The organism is Nocardioides glacieisoli (assembly GCF_004137245.1).
Lineage (GTDB): Bacteria > Actinomycetota > Actinomycetes > Propionibacteriales > Nocardioidaceae > Nocardioides > Nocardioides glacieisoli.
This window is the reverse complement of the sequence record NZ_SDWS01000011.1, coordinates 97,993-116,558: the sequence shown is the minus strand read 5'-3', so window position 1 is coordinate 116,558 and position 18,566 is coordinate 97,993. Positions and strand designations below refer to the sequence as shown.

Below are 18,566 nucleotides of genomic sequence, written 5' to 3'. Positions count from 1 at the left end.
AGTGGACAGCGGCGGGTAGGTGCCCATGCCTGCCCGCCGCGCCCCCACGTGCACGGTGACCGCGCACCACAGCGGGCCGGGCGCCGCGGTCGGGGCACTGCGGTCGGGGCACTGTGGTCGGGGCACTGCGGTTGGGCACTGTGAATGCGGGTAGGCGGTGTGCGGGCTCGACGTGCGTGGGTTCGGGTCTTTTCTGCCCTCGGATTGATGGCTGGGCGCCGGTGGTCAGCGGACGATAGTCTCCTTGCGACGAGAGGACACCCAGTGCCACCGACTGATCAGGTTCCGGATGCGGACGCTGCGCTTGTCGACGGTGAGGCGCCGCCGTCGGCGCGGGTGCGGTTGGACCGTGATCGCATCGTCGCCGCGGCCATCGACTTCATCGATGCTGAGGGGTTGCCGAACCTCACGATGCGCCGCCTCGGTGAGCGGCTGGGGGTGGAGGCCATGGCGCTGTATCGCTACGTGCCGGGCAAGGAGGACCTGCTCGACGCGGTCGTGGAGTCGCTGGTGATGTCCATGGCTGATGATGAGGACGTCCTCTCTGAACCCTCGGGCGGGTGGCAGGACTTCCTCCAGCGTCTGGCCCACGGGGTACGCCGTGTCGCGTTGCAGCATCCGAAGGTGTTTCCGCTGATCGCGTCTAGGCCGCCCGAAGCCCCGTGGCTGCGCCCGCCGTTGCGCAGCATCGACTGGGTGGAGCTGTTCCTTGACGGGCTGATCTCGGAGGGCTTCAGCGACGACGCGGCCGTCGCCGGCTATCGGGCCTTCTCCAGCTTCCTGCTAGGACATCTGCTCCTCGAGGTCGCCAGCCACGGCGCCGACGTCGGGCCGCTTGACGTCATCGACGATGGCTCACCCAACTACGCGGATCTCAGCGAAGCTCCCACCGTGAAACGCCTACGCGCGGCGCTGTCGGAGGACCACGCGGCTGTGGAGTTCGAGGAAGCGCTGGAGAACCTTCTCGAGCGTATGGCTTTGCTACGCGGCGGGAACTAGCCCATCCAGCAGGGGGCCCCAGGTGCCGGTTGGTCCTAACCGGCACCCACGCCCGCGAGGGGGCGAGGTGATCGTCTTGTGCTCTCTCGACACAACCTGCATGCTTACTACGTAAACTTTGGCAGGCCCCCGCGGCGCATTCGGCGTACCAGTGGAGTCGATGGCCCGCCCGTTCGAGGAGTTGCGCGTGAAGTTCAAACTCGTTCTGCTGATCGGTGGAGCCATCGGATACGTGCTGGGCACCCGTGACGGCCGCCGACGCTACGAGCAGGTCAGACACCAGGCCGAGCGCCTGTGGCAGCACCCCGATGTGCAGACGAGACTTGGCGAAGTTGACCAACGCCCTTCTCCGCCGAGCAGCGCGGAGGATGAGCTCGATGATTGAACCCGACGGCATCACGACCCGCGCAACCAGCGAGTACTCGACCGGGGGATCTGATCAGCAAGCGCTCGGAGCAGTTCGCGTCATTCGTCCGCTACGAACTGCAGGCCGAGACCGAGACGCCCCGCCAGGCTATCGGCCACACCGGCCACACCGGCGAGACCGTCAGGGCTCTGGCCGCGAAGGCCGAGGTGAAGCCTCGGCTCGGCGCGCAGGCCGACGAGAGCAGCGTCCCCACAACACCGTGAGCGACGGTCACGGAAACCTGCGCGCGTCGCCGATCGTGGGAGCAGCGGTGCTACCGGTGGGGTTCGTGTGCGTCCTCGGGCTGCAGGTGGGGCGGGGCGGGCGTCGATGAGCGAGACGACCGTTGCGCGTGCGTCCGCGCCAGATCCTGACGCCGAGGTGAAACCGGACTCGATCACCGACGTCAAGAAGGCGTCCTGGGGCTATATCCTGCGCAAGACGATCCGGGAGTTCTCGAAGGATCAGTGCACCGACATCGCCGCGGCGCTGACCTACTACTCTGTGCTGGCGCTGTTCCCGGCCGTGATCGCGCTGGTCTCGATCGTCGGCCTGGTCGGCGACGGCCCCAAGGCTGTCCAGACCCTGCTCGCCATCGTGAGCCAAGTAGGGGGCGCGTCGATCGCCGACACTCTCAGCGGCCCGCTGTCATCGGTCAGTCAGGCCCCCCGGGCCGGCCTGGCACTGGTCCTCGGGCTGGCCTCCGCGTTGTGGTCAGCCTCAGGGTACGTCGGAGCGTTCGGGCGTGCCATGAACCGGATGTACGAGATCGGTGAGGGCCGCCCGATCTGGAAGCTCCGGCCATTGCTGCTGCTCGTCACGCTGATCACGGTGGTGCTGGTCGCGCTGGTTGCGCTGGCGCTGGTAGTCAGCGGCCCGCTTGCCCAAGCAGTCGGGGATGCGATCGGGCTCGGGTCCGCCGCGGTGCTGGTGTGGAGCATCGCCAAATGGCCCGCAATCTTGGCGGTCGTGGTCCTTATCGTGGCGTTGCTCTACTACGCCACCCCGAACATCCAGCAGCCCAAGTTCCGTTGGATCAGCGTCGGAGCGCTGGTCGCGATCGTGGCATGGATCATTGCGTCCGTGGCGTTCGGCTTCTACATCTCCACGTTCTCCAACTACAACAAAACCTACGGCTCCCTGGCCGGGGTGATCGTGTTCCTGCTCTGGCTGTGGCTCACCAACCTCGCCCTGCTCTTCGGCGCCGAGCTGGACTCCGAACTCGAACGAGGCCGGGAACTTCAAGCTGGGATCGCTGCGGAACGGACGGTCCAACTACCGCCACGCGACACCAGACAAACCGAGAAAGCCCGGCAGAAGGAACGCCAAGACATCGAGCGTGGGCGCGCCCTGCGCCGAAGTCGGGGCGAGCATGACGATCCCGAGGAGGACGACTGACGTGGCCCCGACCCAGCACAGGCGCACATCCCCGCCGGAACGGAGCCGCGAACGGAGCCGCAAACCGCGCCGCTCCCGCCCCGGCGCGGTCCTCAGCAGCATCGTGGCAGGCATCGCCGCTGTTGCGCTGCTCAAGCAGATGTCGAGGGTATGGGAGGACACCCGGTCGAGAAGAAACCAAACGTCTCGGCAAGGCTAGGTACGAGCGCCATCACAGAGGTTGCGAGGTGAACCCTCGCGAGCCAGCGGGGCGTGAAGGGCGGGCGAGGCCCAAGGTCTGGCCCTCATCCTCGGTTGCGGGTCTCGGTTGCGGGTCGCGGGTGTGGGCGCGTAGTGGGCTCGACCGGGCTCCGCTACCCACCGGGGTGTCCTTCGTCCCATCAGACAATTGGACGAACGCCCCTTGCGTCAGTCGCGAGGACGCGCGATAGTTTACAACGTAAGTTCTCTCCCAGGGACGGTCTGCCTTGACAACTAGTGAACCTGCTCCGCCGAGCGCGGCGCGCAGCGCCTGGGTGCTGGTCACCCACCGCCACATCACCTGGCGTCAGGCCGGCGAAGGGTGGGCGGTGGTGCTTGCTGCGGGCGGATGCGTACTCGTTGTAGCCATCACGGCTAGGGCGGTACGCAGCATGGCAAGCGTCCGCCCCTGGGACTGACGATGATCAGGGACACTGGCGCACGGCTGAGCTGGTCGAGATGGCTGCGCGGGGTCGCGTGGTGCGGCGTGGGTGCGCTGTTCCTCTCGATCCCTATGTGGGGAGTGACGCGAGTGATCGCGATGGTCGCGCCGCTGCTGCTGGCAGTAGCGATGACGGGCACCGTGTCAGCGTTGACCGACGGTCGCACCCACCCCGAACCCACAGAGGACGGAGCGAGTGAGCGGGCCTACGACTTTCAACAGGGTGCGTGGTGGTGTTTGATCGCCGCCGCGTGCGCGTCGGTCGTGCTGTGCGCGGCAGTAGTGTCGCTCGTCTCGCCGAGTTGGGTGCTGGGGTGGGCTGGCGTGCTCGTGGCCACGACGCCGCCGGTTTTGCGGATGTCGCTCCACTTCGTGGGACTCACCGGCGCCCCACATCGTCTCGCGGCGTCCGGCGGGCCTGGCGGGCCAATGCTAGGGGATCGGAGAGCGACTGATGCGCAGACAACCGTGGGAAGGGAGGCGCCTGATACATCGGGGTGCCACGACGTCCGGGTCCTCGATCTGAACACGTCCGAGTTGTGCCGACTGTGGCGCGTCACGTTCTGGATGGTGCGGGACGTGCGCTCGCCGGCGCGAACGGTGGCCGTGGTCGACCTACGCCAGGCCGTGCTGGATGAGCTCGAGCGACGCCGCCCTGACGCGGTGAGATGCTGGCTGATGTCAGGCCGCGGCGAGGCCGACGGGCCAGCCCGCTACCTCTGAGTGAGGGGTGTCGACGAGCGGGATCCCCCAGTCCTCGTCCAGGTAGGCGGTGGCCACCACCTGGTCGCGCCGATCCCGTACTGGCACGCTCCACGAGCCCATCCTGCACTGGCGCCCTCCGCGGGCCGATTCTGCACTGGCGCGCTCCGCGAGCCGATCGGGCACCGGATCACTGCGCGCGACGGTCGGGCACCGGGTCTCTATGCGAGCCCGCTGGCTGCCGGTCCGATGTGGTGGCGCAGAGTGACCTTTTCCCGTCCCGTGGGGGGTCGTGTGGCACTACCGCGGGCGCAGGAGCGGTGTATGCCTGCTGCTATGTGGTTCTTCAGGGCGGTCGAGACGAGCAAGGGCGTATGGGTCTGCTCTCGGGGTCGACAACAGTTCGACACCCACGAGTCGGTCGCCAAGGCGGTGGAACACCTCGTCGAGCTTGCTTCGAAGGATGCGCCCGCGTTGATCTTCGCTCATTACATGGACGGGCGAGTCAGCAAGATGCTCGAGGTGGGAGACGCCCCGCCCAGCTAGCAGTTCCTCGGGGACGAAAGTCCTGGTTGCCTCCAATGTCCGTGGCGCTGCAAGGCGTGCGGCGTCCAAAATCCGGTCGTCGTCAACCGATCCCGCGACCCGGTACAGGATGGTCGTTCGGGACGGTCGAGAGTGCGTCAAACCGCCGCGAATGCGCCCGCGGCGTTCGACGCAGCACCGATTGTGAGGTTGAGCTTTGGTAGCAGATCTGGCTTGAAGACCGGCAGGGCAACCCTGCGAACTGCCCATAAAGTGCCCGTAAAGTCAGGCGAAACGGGCGTACGCGGCGTCAGGCGACAGAGGCCGGAAATCACCGAACGCGCAGGTCAGAGGCCCTTTTCTCGTCGCTACACGGCTGTGTTCATCGTCCTCGAGAGTTCTCAGCGGGTTCGGGGTTCGAGTCCCTGATGGCGTACAGAGAGCGAAGGCCCCCGACCGATGGTCGGGGGCCTTGCTCGTGCTCGGGGTGTCAGCCCCCGTTGGAGTTGTCGTCGCGCAGGTAGTACCAGATCGTCTCCGAGTTGCGCTCCGGCTTGCGGTCGACGCACATCTGGTCGTTGCCGTTCTTGTCGTACTTCGCGTCGAGGACGGCGTACACCTCTTCCACGCTGGTGAAACCGTTGTTGTTCGCCTCGTCGAAGATGCGCTGCGCGGCTTCCTGCAGCGAGACGTGCTCCCACTTGCTCGAAGCGGGGCAGCCGGTCTTCTGGGCGGCGGACGCGGGCGGCACTGCGAGCGTCACGGCACACGCGACTCCCAATCCGATGACGGCCAGTGGTCTCATGCCTGCCTCCTGGGTTGCTCGACGACGTGACTTCGCACGCTAGACCCGGGTCGCGCAGGCAGCGCCGCAGCGTTTGGGGAGACTTGACGGAGTTTCCGTGCGAGAGCTGGTCCGGTCCACTAGCCTCGGCGCACTGCCGGACATTGACTGCAGCGCGGGTGCGCAGTCCTCACGAGAGGTACGACCCGTGCCGTTGTCGCTCCGACCCCTGCTGGTCGCGCTCGCCTGCGTGGCGGCCCTGCTGCAGTCGTCGGCGTCCGCCACGGACGCGACGGCACCCTCGCTGCGTACGCAGGCACGCGTCGGCACCGGAGTGCTCGACCTGCGGCCGGCCATCGCCCAGCCCGGCCAGCGTCCGGCGCGGTCGAGCTCGAGGACCCAGGCGCTGGCGACGTTCGCGGACACGCGCACCGGTCAACAGGTGGTCCTCCAGCGTGACAGCGGCTCGGGGTGGCAGACAGTGGCGCGCGGCCGGCAGCACCGCACCGGATCGACGATCTTCACGCTCCCCGACACCACGAGCCTCTACCGCGCGGTCGCGCTGACGCGGTCGGGAGCGGCCCGCGCCGTCACCGCCCCGGTGCGCGGGCGCACCTTCGGCACGCTCTTCCGCGACGAGTTCTCCGGCAGGCGGGTCGACCACACCAAGTGGACCGACCAGCCGACGCTGGCGCCGGCGTACATGCGGATGTGCTCGCGCCTGTCGTGGCGCGCCCGCTCGGTCGCCGACGGAGTCCTCCGCATGGGGGTCGCCCACGACCCTGCCCGCGCCGATCGAACCTGCACCTGGACGCTCAACGGCCGCTCGGGCTCGGGCCCCTACATGCTGAACACCCAGCTCTACACGGGCGAGACGTTCGACTTCACCTACGGCTACGCCGCCGTCCGGATGAAGATGCACCTCGACAAGGGCATGCACGCCTCCTTCTGGATGCAGCCCGCGAACTGGTACACGCCGGGCGACCCGTCCAAGGGCACCGAGATCGACATCGTGGAGTTCTTCGGGCGCACGAAGAAGGACTCCCACATCGCCGCGTTCCTGCACTGGTACGACTCGGCCAACGCGCACCACAAGATCGGCGGCAAGTTCCCCGGCGCCAACCGGCTCAAGAGGCGCACCGAGACGTGGTCGAACGCCTTCCACGTGTTCAGCGCCGAGTGGACGTCCGACGCGATCGTCTTCCGCGTCGACGGACGCGAGTTCCACCGCGAGACCGAGATCGTGTCCCGTGCCCCGGAGTACCTGCTGCTGTCGATGCTGACGTCCGACTACGAGCTCGAGAAGCTCACCCCCGCTGTGATGCGCCAGAGCGCGAAGGTGGACTGGGTGCGGGTCTGGTCGCACTGAGGAGTCTCAGGGGGAGGCTCACGCCTCCAGTGCGGGGCCTTCCTCGCGCAGCCGCGGCGGGGTGAAGTCCTCGGGGTTGAAGCCGGTCTTGTCGGCGTAGAACTCGCGCAGCACGTCCATGTCGGCGGTGACGTCGCCGGTCGGGTGGAAGGTCGGACCCCAGCCGACGGTGCGCGACGGCACGTCGAGGAAGGCGAGGGTGATCGGCAGCCCGGTCTGCTGGGCGATCCGGTAGAAGCCCGACTTCCAGTAGTCCCCGCGCGAGCGCGTCCCCTCGGCGGCGATGCCGATCAGCCACGGGTCGCCGCCCTCGGACTCCGCGAGCATCTTCTTGATCGTCGCGGACGGGTTCTTGCGGTCGAGCTCGACGGCACCGGTGCGACGCAGCAACCAGCCGAGCGGGCCGACGAAGAGCTCCTGCTTGACCAGCAGCTTGATGTCGATGCCGTAGGTCCAGCCGAGCAGCAGCGTGAGGACCCAGTCCCAGTTGGAGGTGTGCGGCGCACCCACCAGCACGCCACGCTCCGGCACCTCGCCGACGGTCTTCCAGCGCACGGCACGCAGCGCGAGGCGCGCGATCCTACGACGAAGCACGGGCTCGTCCCTTCTTGCGCTCACGCTCGAGGTCCCAGAGGTAGTGGTCGAAGTCGACCTCGAGAGTGTGGCGTGGTGATGGATAGAACTGCCGGGTGTCACGCTCGTGCTCGGCCCGCATCTGACGGCGTACGACGGAGTCGGCCGGCGGCACGTAACCGCCGGTCAGGGTCTCGGCGATCCACGCCGACTGCGCCTCGGCGAGCGGCATGACCGCCCCGAGCGGCTGCAGGAGGCCGAGGAAGTAGAGGCCGGGCAGGTCGGGGTGGACGGTGCGCTTCCACAGCGGCAGCTCGTTGCCCTCGACGGAGACGAGCTCGGGGTCGAGGAACGGGAAGGACACGCGGTAGCCGGTGGCCCACACGACGAGGTCGGCCGCCGCGCTGGTGCCGTCGACGAAGACCACGCGGTCGCCGTCGAGGCGCTCGATCGCGGGCTTCGCCGTGACGGCCTTCGCGGCCAGGCGCTCGCGGATCCTCTCCGACTGCACCGGGTGGGACTGGCCGGGCTTGTGCGTGGGGGCGGGCAGGCCGTACTTCGTCATGCTGCCCGCGCTCAGCGCGCCGATCCTCAGGCGCAGCGCGGTCACCGGCCACGGCACCCAGCCGGGCGGGAGGAGGCCCTGGTCGGAGGGCTTGCCGAGGAAGAACTTGCGCAGCACCCACTCGGTGCGGCGCACCGACCACGTCGTCGTCCGCGCGACGTAGGACGACTCGACCGAGATGTCCATCGCCGAGTTGCCGGCACCGACCACCACGACGTCGCGACCGGCGAGCTGGTCGCGCGAGCGGTAGTCGTGGGCGTGCATCTGCTCGCCGTCGAAGGTGCCGGGATAGGCCGGCTCGGGCCAGCGGGCGTCCCAGTGGTGGCCGTTGGCGACCAGCACGGCGTCGTAGGTCCGCGTCTCGGTGCCGTTGGGACCTGCGATTCGCACGTCCCACCGGCCGTCGGCGGTGCGGGAGACGTGCTCGACCGTCGTGCCGAACGTGATCGTGTCGCGGAACCCGAAGTGGTCGACGTACTGCTCGAAGTAGGCGGCGACCTGGTCGTGGCGCGCGTAGGGCGGGTAGTCGGCGGGCATCGGGAAGTCGGAGTAGGCCATCCGCGGGCACGAGGTGTTGATCTCGAGGCTGTCGTAGCACGCCGACTGGCCGTTGGAGTTGTCGAAGACCCAGTTGCCGCCGACCTCGTGGCCCTTCTCGAAGCAGTCGAAGGGGATGCCGGCGAGGTAGAGGTGCTTGGCCGCGGCGATGCCCGACGATCCGGCACCGATCACGCACGCGCGGGGCAGCGACTCGTCGACGGGGACCCGCGTGGTGACAGCGGGCGCGCGGTCCTTCTCCCTGACGAGGTAGCCCATCAGGCCATCCTCACAGGTGCGAGCCCCATCGGCGCAGGCCTCACAGGTAGAGCCCGGTGGAGCCGCCCTCGAGGCGCTCGGCCGCGACCGCGTGGATGTCGCGCTCGCGCATCACGACGTAGACCTCGCCGTGCACCTCGACCTCGGCCTTGTCCTCGGGGTCGAACAGCACGCGGTCGCCCGCCTCGACGGCGCGGGCGTGCGGGCCGACGGCGATGACGCGCGACCACGCGAGGCGCCGGGCACCCATCGCAGCGGTCGCCGGGATGACGATGCCCCCGCTCGAGCGACGCTCGCCGGCCTCCTCGTCGACCTCGACGAGGACCCGGTCGTGGAGCATCTTGATCGGGGCGCTCATGATGCTCGCGACTCCACTCAGCCAGCGACCTTGCGGACGAGCGCGAGCAGGACGACGACTCCGACCACCGCGCCGGCGACCTTCAGGATGTTGTCGGTGCGCGGGGCGCCGGTGTCGAGGTCGACGAAGCGCGACTTCACCGTCGTCACCTGGCGCCCGACGATCGTCTTGGGGTGGGCGCGGTGCGCGAGCTGGTCGATGGTCGAGGCCAGCCGCTCGCGCGTCTCCTCGATCTCGCGCTCGAGCGCGCTCATGTCCTGGGTCACCGGGGCAGGCTATCAATGCGCCGCGGGTCGAAGCCCCACGGCAGCTCGAGCCTGTGGGCGGCCATGAGGGCCTCGTCGGTGAGCACGTCGAAGGTCGACCGGTCGGCCACCACCACCCCCTCGCTCAGCACGATGCTGCGCGGGCACAGCTGGAGCGCGTAGGGCAGGTCGTGGGTCACCATCAGCACCGTCACGTCGAGGCCGAGCAGGATGTCGGCCAGCTCGCGGCGCGAGGCCGGGTCCAGGTTCGAGGACGGCTCGTCGAGCACCAGGACCTCCGGCTCCATCGCCAGCACGGTGGCGATCGCGACGCGGCGCCTCTGGCCGTACGACAGGTGGTGCGGTGGCCGGTCGACGAAGTCGGCCATGCCGACCCGGTCCAGCGCGTCCATGACCCGTCGGTCGAGCTCGGCCCCCCGCAGGCCGAGGTTGGCGGGCCCGAAGGCGACGTCCTGGCGGACGGTGCCGAGGAACAGCTGGTCGTCGGGGTCCTGGAAGACGATCCCGACCCGACCGCGGATCTCCTTGAGGTGCTCCTTGGTGACCGGCAGGCCGCTCACCGCCACCTCGCCCCTGCCCGCGGTGAGGATGCCGTTGAGGTGCATCACCAGCGTCGTCTTGCCGGCGCCGTTGGGTCCGAGAAGCGCGACCCGCTCACCGGCGTGCACGTGGAGGTCGACGCCGAAGAGAGCCTGGTGCCCGTCGGGGTAGGCGAAGGCGAGACCCCGCACGTCGAGGACGGGGGTGCTCACGGCAGCTTCCCGTCGTACCCGCGCGACAGCATCGCCAGGTGCACGCGCTCACCCCGCTCGTAGGACCGGATGAAGAGCGCACCCAGCGAGCGGGCGAGCACCGGCCAGTGGCGCGGCGAGCGCGGGTCGCAGCCGCGTGAGCGCAGGGCCGTCATCATCCGACCCAGCTCGGCCGTGACGACGTCGAGGTAACGGATCATGAAGCCCATGATCTGCACGAGCAGCTCGGGCATCCGCAGTCGCTGCAGGCCGCGCAGCAGGTCCTGCGGCTCGGTGGTCGCGGCGAGCGTCAGTGCACCCAGCACGCCGATGCTGCCCTTGATGAGCAGCGCGACGCCCGCGACGAGACCCGGCTCCGACACCGTGATCCCGAGGACCTCGGTGCGGGGTCCGTGGGAGATGAAGGGCATCAGCACCGCGAACACCACGAACGGCAGCTCGACGACCATCCGCGGCAGCAGGTAGGTCAGGGGCACACGGGACAGCAGGACCACGCCGAGGAGCACGGCGGCCTCGGCGGCGAGGACGGCGTACGCCTCACGCGGGGTCGCGACGACGACGAGCATGAAGCCCAGCAGCGTCAGCACCTTGACGTGCGCGGGTGCACGGTGGACCGGGCTGTGGCCGTGGAAGTGCAGGCGGTGCCCGTGCCCGGCGCCCATCAGGCGTCCGAGTCGGCAGGCTCGCGTCGGCGGACCACCCAGAACAGGCCGGTGCTGAGCACGAGCATCACCACGACGCCGACCACACCTGCCACGCCCCCGCTGATGCGGGCGTCGTCGACACCCGAGGTCTGGTAGTCGGCGAGGGGGCTCTCGGAGGTGGGCGAGTCCTCGGCCGAGTCGATGAAACCGGTCTGCTCGGCGACGTACTCGAGGCCGTCGGGGTGCGCACTGGCGTAGTAGCTGGCGACGCCTGCCACGAGCAGGCTCACCAGGAGTGCGATGGCGAAGAAGCGGCGATTGGTCACGTGACCTGCACCTTCCGGGTGAGGAGCTCGCGCTCGGCGAGCAGGGGGCGAGCGCCGTGGACGAGGTCGGGGCGCGCGGAGACCACGCTGGCGATGACCATGCCGGTGACCACCGCCTCGCCGATCCCGATGACGGTGTGCCAGCCGAGCATCGCGGTGACGACCGCGCCCAGGTCGACCGGGACGTTGCCGCCGACCGCGAAGAGGCCGGTGAAGACGAGTGCGGCCGCCGGCACGCTCACGAACGCGGCGATCGCGGCGGCCGGGGCCACCATGGCGACCGTCTTCGGCAGCACGCGGCGCAGGAGCACGAACACGCCCCAGCCCACGGCGACGGTCACGATGCCGATGAGCGTGATGTTGGTGCCGATGGCCGTGATGCCACCGTCGGCCATGAGCAGCGCCTGCACGGTGAGCACCACCGAGAGGCACAGCACCGCGGTCCACGGCCCGACCAGGACGGCAGCGAGCGCTCCGCCCATCAGGTGTCCGCTCGTGCCGGCGCCCACCGGGAAGTTGATCATCTGGGCCGCGAAGACGAAGGTCGCGACGAGTCCCGCCATCGGAGCCGTCCGGTCGTCGAGCTCGCGACGTGCGCCGCGGAGCGACACCGCCACGGCGGTCGCCGCCACGACGCCGGTCGCCACCGAGGTGGGGGCGTCGAGGAAGCCGTCAGGCACGTGCACGTGGTTGCTCCTCAGCTCTGCTGGTTGGATGTCTGGTGGCCGGCTGGTTCCCAAGTCCTGCCGGCCCACCGACACTATTGCAAGTCGTTCGCAACAGCCAGTCGTTCGGATTGGCCACCCCGCGCAGGAAGATGGATCACGATGACCGACCGCCTCGCCCCCGGCGACACCGCACCCGACTTCACGCTCACCAGCGACACCGAGGAGCAGGTGAGCCTCGCCGACCTCCGCGGCAAGAAGGTGATCGTCTACTTCTACCCGGCCGCGATGACCCCCGGCTGCACCAAGCAGGCGTGCGACTTCTCCGAGTCGCTGGACTCGCTGCGCGGCGCCGGCTACGAGGTGCTCGGCGTCTCCAAGGACAAGCCGGCCAAGCTCGCGAAGTTCCGCGAGCGCGACGCCCTCACCCTCACGCTGCTCTCCGACGAGGACCTCGCGGTGCACAAGGCCTACGGCGCCCACGGCACCAAGAAGCTCTACGGCAAGGAGGTCGAGGGCGTGCTCCGCTCGACCTTCGTGATCGACGAGGACGGGAAGGTCGAGCTCGCGCAGTACAACGTCAAGGCCACCGGCCACGTCGCGAAGCTGCGCCGGGACCTAGGGTTGGACTGAGTCCCAGCGCTCGTAGCCCAACGGCAGAGGCACCGCGTTTAGGTCGCGGCCAGTGAGAGTTCGAATCTCTCCGAGCGCACCACTCCACGACCAAAGAACCGTCGCGCGTGACGACCGTCACCACTAGGGTCCGCGCATGGACTCCGCGCTGACGACTGTCGGACTGCCCCTCGCGCTCGCGATCATCATGTTCGGCCTCGGCCTGGACCTGACGATCGGCGACTTCAAGCGGGTCGGCCGCGCGCCCAAGGCCGTCGGAGTCGCGCTCGCGTGCCAGATCCTGCTGCTGCCGGCGATCTGCTTCGGCCTCGTCGTCCTCTTCGACCTGCCTGCGCTGCTCGGCATCGGCATGCTGCTGCTCGCGGCGTCGCCCGGTGGCACCACGGCCAACCTCTTCAGCCACCTGTTCAAGGGCGACGTGGCGCTCAACATCACGCTGACCGCGATCAACACCGTGATCGCCGTGGTGACGCTGCCGCTGATCACCGGGTTCGCGATCGCCTACTTCGACCGGCAGGACGACGTGACGATGCCGCTGGTCGAGATCGTCAAGGTGTTCGCACTGATCCTCGTGCCGGTGGGCATCGGCATGCTGGTGAACGACCGGGCGCCCGACTTCGCACGCCGGATGGACAAGCCGGTGCGCATCGGGTCGGCGGTCATCCTCGCGATCCTGGTCCTCGGCATCCTGCTCGACCAGCTCGAGAACGTCGGCGACTACCTCGCCGACGTCGGCCTGATCGCTGCGCTGTTCTGCGCGATCAGCCTGCTCGTGGGCTACTTCGTCCCGAAGGCGTTCGGCGTCACCGGCCCCCAGGCGATCGCGTCCTCGATGGAGGTCGGCGTGCACAATGCGACGCTCGCGATCTTCGTCGCCGTCGAGGTCCTCGACGAGGTGGAGATCTCGGTGCCTGCGGCCGTCTACTCGCTGATCATGTTCCTGTTCGCGGCGCTCTGGGGCATGTGGGTCTCGCGCCGGGTCAGCGACCGCGAGGCTGCGTCAGCGGCCTGACAGGTCCGCCGCGACCGTCGGCGCCAGCTCGCGCAGCGCGCGGCCGCGGTGGGAGATGCGGTCCTTCTCCGCCGGCTCGAGCTCGGCCGAGGTGAGGCCCTCGTCGGAGTGCTCGTCGGCCACGAACACGACGTCGTAGCCGAACCCGCCACTCCCCCGCTGCTCGCGGATGATCCGGCCGGACATCCGACCCTCGACCACGTGCTCGCGCCCGTCGGGGAGCACCCACGCGATCGCGCACGTGAAGTGCGCGCCACGCCGCTCGTCGGGTACGTCGTCGAGCTGGGCGAGCAGGAGCTCGTTGTTCCGAACATCACTCTTGGGTGGGCCGGACCACCGGGCCGACAGCACGCCCGGCATCCCGTTGAGCGCGTCGACGCAGAGCCCGCTGTCGTCGGCGATGGACGGCAGCCCCGTCGCCGCGACGCCGGCGCGCGCCTTGAGCAGCGCGTTGCCCTCGAACGTGGGCTGGTCCTCGACCGGCTCGACGTAGCCGTCGATGTCGCCGATGCCGAGGACCTCGATGTCCGCGACGTGCTCGGCGAGGATCCGTTGCATCTCGCCGATCTTCTTCGCGTTGCCCGAGGCCAGGAACACCCTCATCGCGCGAGGGCCTCCTGCTGCATCCGGGTCAGGTCGGCGCAACCCTTCTCGGCGAGGGCCAGCAACGCGTCGAGCTCGGCGCGGTCGAAGGCGGCGCCCTCGGCGGTGCCCTGCACCTCGACGAACTTCCCCTCGCCGGTCATCACGACGTTCATGTCGGTCTCGGCGCGGACGTCCTCGACGTAGGGCAGGTCGAGGCGCGGCACGCCGTCGATGATGCCGACGCTCACTGCGGCGACCGATCCGGTGAGTACTGGACGGGCCTGGGGCTCGCCGGTCAGCGCGCCGCTGGCTCGCAGGTGGGCGACCGCGTCGGCCAGGGCGACGTACGCACCCGTGATCGCCGCCGTGCGGGTGCCGCCGTCGGCCTGGAGCACGTCGCAGTCGAGCACGATGGTGTTCTCGCCGAGCGCCTGGTAGTCGATGACGGCGCGCAGTGAACGGCCGATCAGGCGGGAGATCTCGTGGGTGCGCCCGCCGATCCGGCCCTTCACCGACTCGCGGTCGGAGCGGGTGTTGGTGGCGGCCGGGAGCATGGCGTACTCCGCCGTCACCCAGCCCAGGCCCGAGCCCTTGCGCCAGCGCGGGACGCCCTCGGAGGCCGAGGCGGCGCAGAGCACCTTGGTGCCGCCGAACTCGACCAGCACCGAGCCCGCCGCGTGGTCCAGCCAGTGGCGGGTGATGGTGATCGGGCGGAGCTCGTCGTCGGCGCGGCCGTCAGCGCGCGGTGCAGCAGTCATGGGGACGACCCTAGACGCGCCTGGAGACAGCCCGAAGAGGCGGGGAGAGAGTGGCTGAGCCGGGCCCGGTCACCCCCGTGAGTTACCGGACCCGGCTCGAAGGCCCCTACCCCAGTGGGACCTACAAGCGCAGCCCCACGCCGCGCAGCTCCCTCCACGCGGTGGTGCACCAAGGGTCGCCTTACCAGAGGGCCTCGCGCATCGGTCCAACGGCGCTCCCGTATGCGACCAAAGTAGGGGGTCCGGTCGCTAGGCTCACCGCCGTGGAGACCCGCCCGTCCGCCTCCGAGACCCAGCCCGCGCTGCGCTGGGTGGATCACGCGTGGCGCGACGCCCTGTGCGTGGCGTTCTCGGCGGTCGTCTGGCTCACCGTCGCCGACATCGAGTGGCGTGAGCACCGGACCCTCTTCGTCGTCGAGGTCGTGCTGGGGGTCGCGGCCTTCGTGCTGGTGCACTTCCGCCGGCGCGCGCCGGTCCCGATCGCCCTCGTGATCGCAGCGATGAGCGCCCTGTCGGGGATCGCGGCCGGTCCGGCGACCCTGGCCGCGGTGTCGGTCGCCACCCGGCGCGACCTCCGCCAGATCCTGCTGGTGGGCATCACCAACTTCGCCGCCGCGCAGACCTGGACCACGATCGCGCCCTTCCCCGACAACGACGAGGTGGTCACGACCGTGGTGAACCTCGTCGTCAACGCAGGGATGATGGGCTGGGGCCTCTACATCGGCTCGCGGCGCGAGCTGCTGTGGACGCTGCGGACACGTGCCGAACGGGCCGAGACCGAGCAGGACCTGAGGCTGGGGCAGGCCCGCTCGACGGAGCGCGCGCGGATCGCCCGGGAGATGCACGACGTGCTGGCCCACCGGATCACGCAGGTGTCGATGCAGGCAGGGGCGCTCGCGTTCCGCGACGACCTCGACAGCGAGCGGTTGCGGGAGGGACTCGGCCAGATCCAGGGCCAGGCCAATGACGCCCTCCACGAGCTCCGCGACGTCCTCGGCGTGCTGCGCGAGGACGACCCGGGACCGGTCACCGCCCGACCGCAGCCGACGTACGACGACATCGCGGCGCTGGTCGCCGAGGCGCAGGACCTCGGCCTCGACGTCGCCTGGACCGACCGCGTCGACGTCACGACGCCGGTGCCGCCGGCGACCGGTCGCACGGTCTACCGGATCGTGCAGGAGGGCATCACCAACGTGCGCAAGCACGCGCCCGGCTCGGAGGTCGCGATCAGCTCCACCGGCGACCCGCGCTCGGGGATCACGGTGACCCTGGCCAACCCCTTGGCCGACCCCCCGACTGACGGAGGGACCGGCGCACCCGGCGCCGGACTGGGCCTGGTCGGTCTCCGCGAGCGCACCGAGCTGCGCGGTGGCCGACTCGACCAGCGCACCGAGGGTGCGACGTTCGTCCTCGAGGCATGGTTACCGTGGACGGCATGATCCGGGTGCTGCTCGTCGACGACGACCCACTCGTCAGGTCTGCGCTCGCGCTGATGCTCGGCGGGCAGAGCGACATCGACGTGGTCGGCGAGGCACCCAACGGACAGGTCGGCGTCGCACTGGTCGGCGAGCTCGACCCCGACGTGGTCCTCATGGACATCCGGATGCCGGTGATGGACGGCCTCGAGGCCACCCAGGTGCTGCACCAGCAGCCGTCGCCGCCGGCTGTCGTGGTGCTGACGACGTTCGACGCCGACGACCACGTCGTCCGGGCGGTCGCCGCCGGCGCCGACGGCTTCCTGCTCAAGGACACGCCGCCCAGCGACATCGTCCATGCGATCCGCACCGTGGCCGCCGGCGACGCGATGCTCTCCCCGTCGGCGACCCGCAGCATCGTGTCGCGGCTGCGCAGCTCCACCTCGAGCGACCGCTCGACCGCCGCCGCCGACCGGCTGACGGTGCTCACCGAGCGCGAGCTCGAGGTCGCGGTCTGCGTCGGGCGCGGGCTGAGCAACTCCGAGATCGCCTCGGAGCTCTACCTCTCCGTGCCGACGGTGAAGTCCCACGTCTCGCGGCTGCTCACCAAGCTCGACGGCACCAACCGCGTGCAGGTGGCGATGATCGTGCACGACGCAGGTCTGGTCTGAGCGCCCGCTCAGATCTCGTAGGTCGCGCCGGCGCGTGCCAGCTCGACCGGGCCCGACCACTCGCCGCGCGCCTCGGCCTCGGCGACCGCCGGGTCGTGCCACGGCGGCACGTGGGTGAGGACGAGCCGGCCGACGCCGGCACGCGACGCCGTACGGCCGCAGTCGGCGCCGGTCAGGTGCAGGTCGGGCGGGTTGTCGGCACCGCTCTCGAAGGACGCCTCGGCCAGCAGGAGGTCGGCGCCGGTCGCCGCCTCGTCGAGCGCGTCGCACGGTCCGGTGTCGCCGGAGTAGACGAGGGTGCGGCCACCGGCGGAGACCCGCAGGGAGTACGCCGTGACCGGGTGCACGACCTGCCGGGGCTCGACCGTGAACGGGCCGATGACGACGGGCGCGTCCGAGCTCCTGCTGCTCCAGTCGTGGAAGGCGAACTCCTCGTTCATCCCCGGGTCGAGGGGCAGGTCGTAGGCGCGTGCCATCCGGTCGGCCGTGCCGGCCGGTCCCCAGACCGGGATCCGCGGCTGCGGACCCGTCGGGTGGTACTTGCGCATCACGTAGTAGCCGCAGAGGTCGAGGCAGTGGTCGGCGTGCAGGTGGCTGACCAGGACGGCGTCGATCTCGAGCGGGTCGGCGTAGCGGTGCAGCTGGCCGAGCGCCCCGTTGCCGAGGTCGAGGAGGATTCGCCACGTACGACCCTCGTGCTCCGCCTCGAGGAGGTAGCAGCTGGCGGTCGAGTCCGGCCCCGGGTAGGAGCCGGAGCAGCCGACGATCGTCAGTCGCATCAGCGCACCCCGCCGGCGAACTGGCTCGCACCGAGGAGCTCGGAGCCCAGGAACCGGCGACCGATGGTGGCGAAGTCCTCGGGGCTGCCGGTCGTCGAGAAGGTGTAGTCGGCCTCGCCGCCCTCGCGCATCGGCCCGGTGCGGGCGAGCATCTTGTAGACGTCCTTCGCGCACTCCTCGGCCGAGCTGACGAGGGTCACCTCGTCGCCCATCACGTAGGAGATGACGCCGGTCAGCAGCGGGTAGTGCGTGCAGCCGAGGATGAGGGTGTCGACGCCGGCGGCGGCCAGCGGGTCGAGGTACTCGTGGGCGGCGGCGAGGAGCTCGTCCCCGCCGGTGACCCCCTGCTCCACGTAGTCGACGAAGCTCGGGCACGCCTGGATGTGGAGGTCGAGGTGGGGCGCGGCGGCGAACGCGTCGTCGTACGCCATCGAGCTGGCCGTGGCGCGCGTGCAGATGACGCCGACCTGGCGGTTGCGGGTGGCGGCCGCGGCGCGGCGGGCGGCCGGGAGGATCACCTCGACGACGGGTACGTCGTAGCGCTCCCGGGCGTCGCGCAGCATCGCGGCGCTGGCGGAGTTGCACGCGATGACGAGCGCCTTGACGCCCTGCTCGTAGAGGTGGTCGAGGCACTCGAGGGCGTACTCGCGCACCTCGCCGATCGGCTTCTGGCCGTAGGGCTGGCGGGCGGTGTCGCCGAGGTAGACCACCGACTCGTGCGGAAGCTGGTCGATCACCGAGCGCGCGACCGTGAGACCGCCGAAGCCGGAGTCGAAGATGCCGATCGGGGCATCGGCGCTCGTCGGCGTGGGGGTCGGCACAGGCAGCAGGCTAGGCGCTGGACCGGTCACGGGTCACGCCATCCGACGCGTCGACCCCGTCA

At 69.8% G+C, this 18,566-nt stretch carries 23 protein-coding genes and 1 tRNA gene; 11 read left to right on the top strand and 13 right to left on the bottom strand.

The features are described 5' to 3' along the window. Positions 1-264: 264 nt before the first annotated feature. From EUA06_RS19970 to EUA06_RS19950, 5 genes are all read left to right on the top strand, one after another. A complete protein-coding gene (locus EUA06_RS19970) occupies positions 265-999 on the top strand; it encodes a TetR/AcrR family transcriptional regulator (protein WP_207208455.1) in 735 nt (244 codons plus the stop codon). Between the two features lie 187 nt (positions 1,000-1,186). Then, positions 1,187-1,384 (top strand): hypothetical protein, encoded by a 198-nt coding sequence (locus EUA06_RS19965; RefSeq protein ID WP_129479073.1) that lies wholly within the window; start codon positions 1,187-1,189, stop codon positions 1,382-1,384. Then, positions 1,381-1,629, top strand: a complete 249-nt coding sequence (locus EUA06_RS19960; protein WP_129479071.1) for a hypothetical protein — start codon at positions 1,381-1,383, stop codon at positions 1,627-1,629. Before EUA06_RS19965 ends, EUA06_RS19960 begins: the two co-directional genes overlap by 4 nt. Positions 1,630-1,735: 106 nt before the next feature. Beyond that, positions 1,736-2,803 carry a YihY/virulence factor BrkB family protein gene (locus tag EUA06_RS19955; protein WP_129479069.1) on the top strand — a complete coding sequence of 356 codons (1,068 nt, stop codon included), beginning with the start codon at positions 1,736-1,738 and terminating at the stop codon, positions 2,801-2,803. 727 nt (positions 2,804-3,530) lie between these two features. Further along, positions 3,531-4,208: a hypothetical protein gene (locus EUA06_RS19950; RefSeq protein WP_129479067.1), complete on the top strand. Its 678-nt coding sequence runs from the start codon at positions 3,531-3,533 to the stop codon at positions 4,206-4,208. Positions 4,209-5,202: 994 nt separating this feature from the next. On the opposite strand, the gene EUA06_RS19945 is transcribed toward EUA06_RS19950, so the two are convergent. Beyond that, positions 5,203-5,517: a hypothetical protein gene (locus EUA06_RS19945; protein WP_129479065.1), complete on the bottom strand. Its 315-nt coding sequence runs from the start codon at positions 5,515-5,517 to the stop codon at positions 5,203-5,205. A 187-nt stretch (positions 5,518-5,704) separates the two neighbouring features. Between EUA06_RS19945 and EUA06_RS19940 the strand changes: the two genes are divergently transcribed. Then, on the top strand, positions 5,705-6,865 hold the full coding sequence (locus EUA06_RS19940) for a glycoside hydrolase family 16 protein (RefSeq protein WP_129479063.1): 1,161 nt from the start codon (positions 5,705-5,707) through the stop codon (positions 6,863-6,865). Between the two features lie 18 nt (positions 6,866-6,883). Here the strand turns inward: EUA06_RS19940 and EUA06_RS19935 are convergent, their stop codons facing one another. Genes EUA06_RS19935 through EUA06_RS19905 form a run of 8 tightly spaced genes read right to left on the bottom strand, consistent with a single transcriptional unit; the run spans position 6,884 to position 11,851 of the window. Further along, entirely contained in the window at positions 6,884-7,459 is a 576-nt protein-coding gene (locus EUA06_RS19935; protein WP_129479061.1) for a 1-acyl-sn-glycerol-3-phosphate acyltransferase, read from the bottom strand. After that, the gene (locus EUA06_RS19930) at positions 7,446-8,819 is read right to left on the bottom strand and encodes a flavin-containing monooxygenase (RefSeq protein ID WP_129479059.1); all 1,374 of its coding nucleotides are present in this window, start codon (positions 8,817-8,819) and stop codon (positions 7,446-7,448) included. Before EUA06_RS19930 ends, EUA06_RS19935 begins: the two co-directional genes overlap by 14 nt. 40 nt (positions 8,820-8,859) lie before the next feature. Next, positions 8,860-9,177, bottom strand: coding sequence for a GroES family chaperonin (locus tag EUA06_RS19925; protein ID WP_129479057.1), 318 nt, complete (start codon positions 9,175-9,177; stop codon positions 8,860-8,862). 17 nt (positions 9,178-9,194) lie between these two features. Beyond that, entirely contained in the window at positions 9,195-9,443 is a 249-nt protein-coding gene (locus EUA06_RS19920) for a DUF3618 domain-containing protein (protein WP_207208454.1), read from the bottom strand. Further along, complete coding sequence (locus EUA06_RS19915) at positions 9,440-10,195, bottom strand: energy-coupling factor ABC transporter ATP-binding protein (RefSeq protein WP_129479055.1); 756 nt, start codon at positions 10,193-10,195, stop codon at positions 9,440-9,442. The genes EUA06_RS19920 and EUA06_RS19915 overlap by 4 nt, the downstream gene beginning before the upstream one ends. After that, positions 10,192-10,857 (bottom strand): cobalt ECF transporter T component CbiQ, encoded by a 666-nt coding sequence (gene cbiQ, locus EUA06_RS19910; RefSeq protein ID WP_129479054.1) that lies wholly within the window; start codon positions 10,855-10,857, stop codon positions 10,192-10,194. Before cbiQ ends, EUA06_RS19915 begins: the two co-directional genes overlap by 4 nt. Beyond that, positions 10,857-11,165 carry a PDGLE domain-containing protein gene (locus EUA06_RS22570; protein WP_165354469.1) on the bottom strand — a complete coding sequence of 103 codons (309 nt, stop codon included), beginning with the start codon at positions 11,163-11,165 and terminating at the stop codon, positions 10,857-10,859. The genes cbiQ and EUA06_RS22570 overlap by 1 nt, the downstream gene beginning before the upstream one ends. Beyond that, positions 11,162-11,851, bottom strand: a complete 690-nt coding sequence (locus tag EUA06_RS19905; protein WP_165354468.1) for an energy-coupling factor ABC transporter permease — start codon at positions 11,849-11,851, stop codon at positions 11,162-11,164. Before EUA06_RS19905 ends, EUA06_RS22570 begins: the two co-directional genes overlap by 4 nt. Before the next feature lie 141 nt (positions 11,852-11,992). Here EUA06_RS19905 and bcp point away from each other — a divergent pair, with 141 nt between their 5' ends. The 3 genes from bcp to EUA06_RS19890 all read left to right on the top strand — a co-directional run bounded on the left by bcp (position 11,993) and on the right by EUA06_RS19890 (position 13,475). Continuing rightward, a complete protein-coding gene (gene bcp, locus EUA06_RS19900) occupies positions 11,993-12,463 on the top strand; it encodes a thioredoxin-dependent thiol peroxidase (protein WP_129479053.1) in 471 nt (156 codons plus the stop codon). Positions 12,464-12,469: 6 nt separating this feature from the next. After that, positions 12,470-12,545 (top strand) — tRNA-Leu (locus EUA06_RS19895). 54 nt (positions 12,546-12,599) lie between these two features. After that, positions 12,600-13,475, top strand: coding sequence for a bile acid:sodium symporter family protein (locus EUA06_RS19890; RefSeq protein WP_129479052.1), 876 nt, complete (start codon positions 12,600-12,602; stop codon positions 13,473-13,475). Here the strand turns inward: EUA06_RS19890 and rdgB are convergent. Both rdgB and rph read right to left on the bottom strand, forming a co-directional pair. Further along, the gene (rdgB, locus tag EUA06_RS19885; protein WP_129479050.1) at positions 13,464-14,078 is read right to left on the bottom strand and encodes an RdgB/HAM1 family non-canonical purine NTP pyrophosphatase; all 615 of its coding nucleotides are present in this window, start codon (positions 14,076-14,078) and stop codon (positions 13,464-13,466) included. The genes EUA06_RS19890 and rdgB overlap by 12 nt on opposite strands. After that, a complete protein-coding gene (gene rph, locus EUA06_RS19880) occupies positions 14,075-14,848 on the bottom strand; it encodes a ribonuclease PH (RefSeq protein ID WP_422879780.1) in 774 nt (257 codons plus the stop codon). The genes rdgB and rph overlap by 4 nt, the downstream gene beginning before the upstream one ends. 233 nt (positions 14,849-15,081) lie before the next feature. On the opposite strand from rph, the gene EUA06_RS19875 reads away from it, so the two are divergent. Both EUA06_RS19875 and EUA06_RS19870 read left to right on the top strand, forming a co-directional pair. Beyond that, positions 15,082-16,257, top strand: coding sequence for a sensor histidine kinase (locus EUA06_RS19875; protein WP_129479046.1), 1,176 nt, complete (start codon positions 15,082-15,084; stop codon positions 16,255-16,257). Next, a complete protein-coding gene (locus EUA06_RS19870; RefSeq protein ID WP_207208453.1) occupies positions 16,254-16,904 on the top strand; it encodes a response regulator in 651 nt (216 codons plus the stop codon). Before EUA06_RS19875 ends, EUA06_RS19870 begins: the two co-directional genes overlap by 4 nt. Before the next feature lie 8 nt (positions 16,905-16,912). On the opposite strand, the gene EUA06_RS19865 is transcribed toward EUA06_RS19870, so the two are convergent. After that, a complete protein-coding gene (locus EUA06_RS19865) occupies positions 16,913-17,683 on the bottom strand; it encodes an MBL fold metallo-hydrolase (RefSeq protein ID WP_129479042.1) in 771 nt (256 codons plus the stop codon). Then, positions 17,683-18,504 carry a glutamate racemase gene (murI, locus tag EUA06_RS19860; RefSeq protein ID WP_129479040.1) on the bottom strand — a complete coding sequence of 274 codons (822 nt, stop codon included), beginning with the start codon at positions 18,502-18,504 and terminating at the stop codon, positions 17,683-17,685. The genes EUA06_RS19865 and murI overlap by 1 nt, the downstream gene beginning before the upstream one ends. Positions 18,505-18,566: the final 62 nt, after the last annotated feature.

What these genes read in the sequence shown, in the direction of transcription:
- cbiQ (WP_129479054.1), bottom strand. Translation starts at nt 10,857, where the DNA reads ATGGGCGCCGGGCACGGGCACCGCCTGCACTTCCACGGCCACAGCCCG.
- rdgB (WP_129479050.1), bottom strand. Translation starts at nt 14,078, where the DNA reads ATGAGGGTGTTCCTGGCCTCGGGCAACGCGAAGAAGATCGGCGAGATG.
- EUA06_RS19865 (WP_129479042.1), bottom strand. Translation starts at nt 17,683, where the DNA reads ATGCGACTGACGATCGTCGGCTGCTCCGGCTCCTACCCGGGGCCGGAC.
- EUA06_RS19945 (WP_129479065.1), bottom strand. Translation starts at nt 5,517, where the DNA reads ATGAGACCACTGGCCGTCATCGGATTGGGAGTCGCGTGTGCCGTGACG.
- EUA06_RS19925 (WP_129479057.1), bottom strand. Translation starts at nt 9,177, where the DNA reads ATGAGCGCCCCGATCAAGATGCTCCACGACCGGGTCCTCGTCGAGGTC.
- EUA06_RS19890 (WP_129479052.1), top strand. Translation starts at nt 12,600, where the DNA reads ATGGACTCCGCGCTGACGACTGTCGGACTGCCCCTCGCGCTCGCGATC.
- EUA06_RS19930 (WP_129479059.1), bottom strand. Translation starts at nt 8,819, where the DNA reads ATGGGCTACCTCGTCAGGGAGAAGGACCGCGCGCCCGCTGTCACCACG.
- EUA06_RS19870 (WP_207208453.1), top strand. Translation starts at nt 16,254, where the DNA reads ATGATCCGGGTGCTGCTCGTCGACGACGACCCACTCGTCAGGTCTGCG.
- bcp (WP_129479053.1), top strand. Translation starts at nt 11,993, where the DNA reads ATGACCGACCGCCTCGCCCCCGGCGACACCGCACCCGACTTCACGCTC.
- EUA06_RS19955 (WP_129479069.1), top strand. Translation starts at nt 1,736, where the DNA reads ATGAGCGAGACGACCGTTGCGCGTGCGTCCGCGCCAGATCCTGACGCC.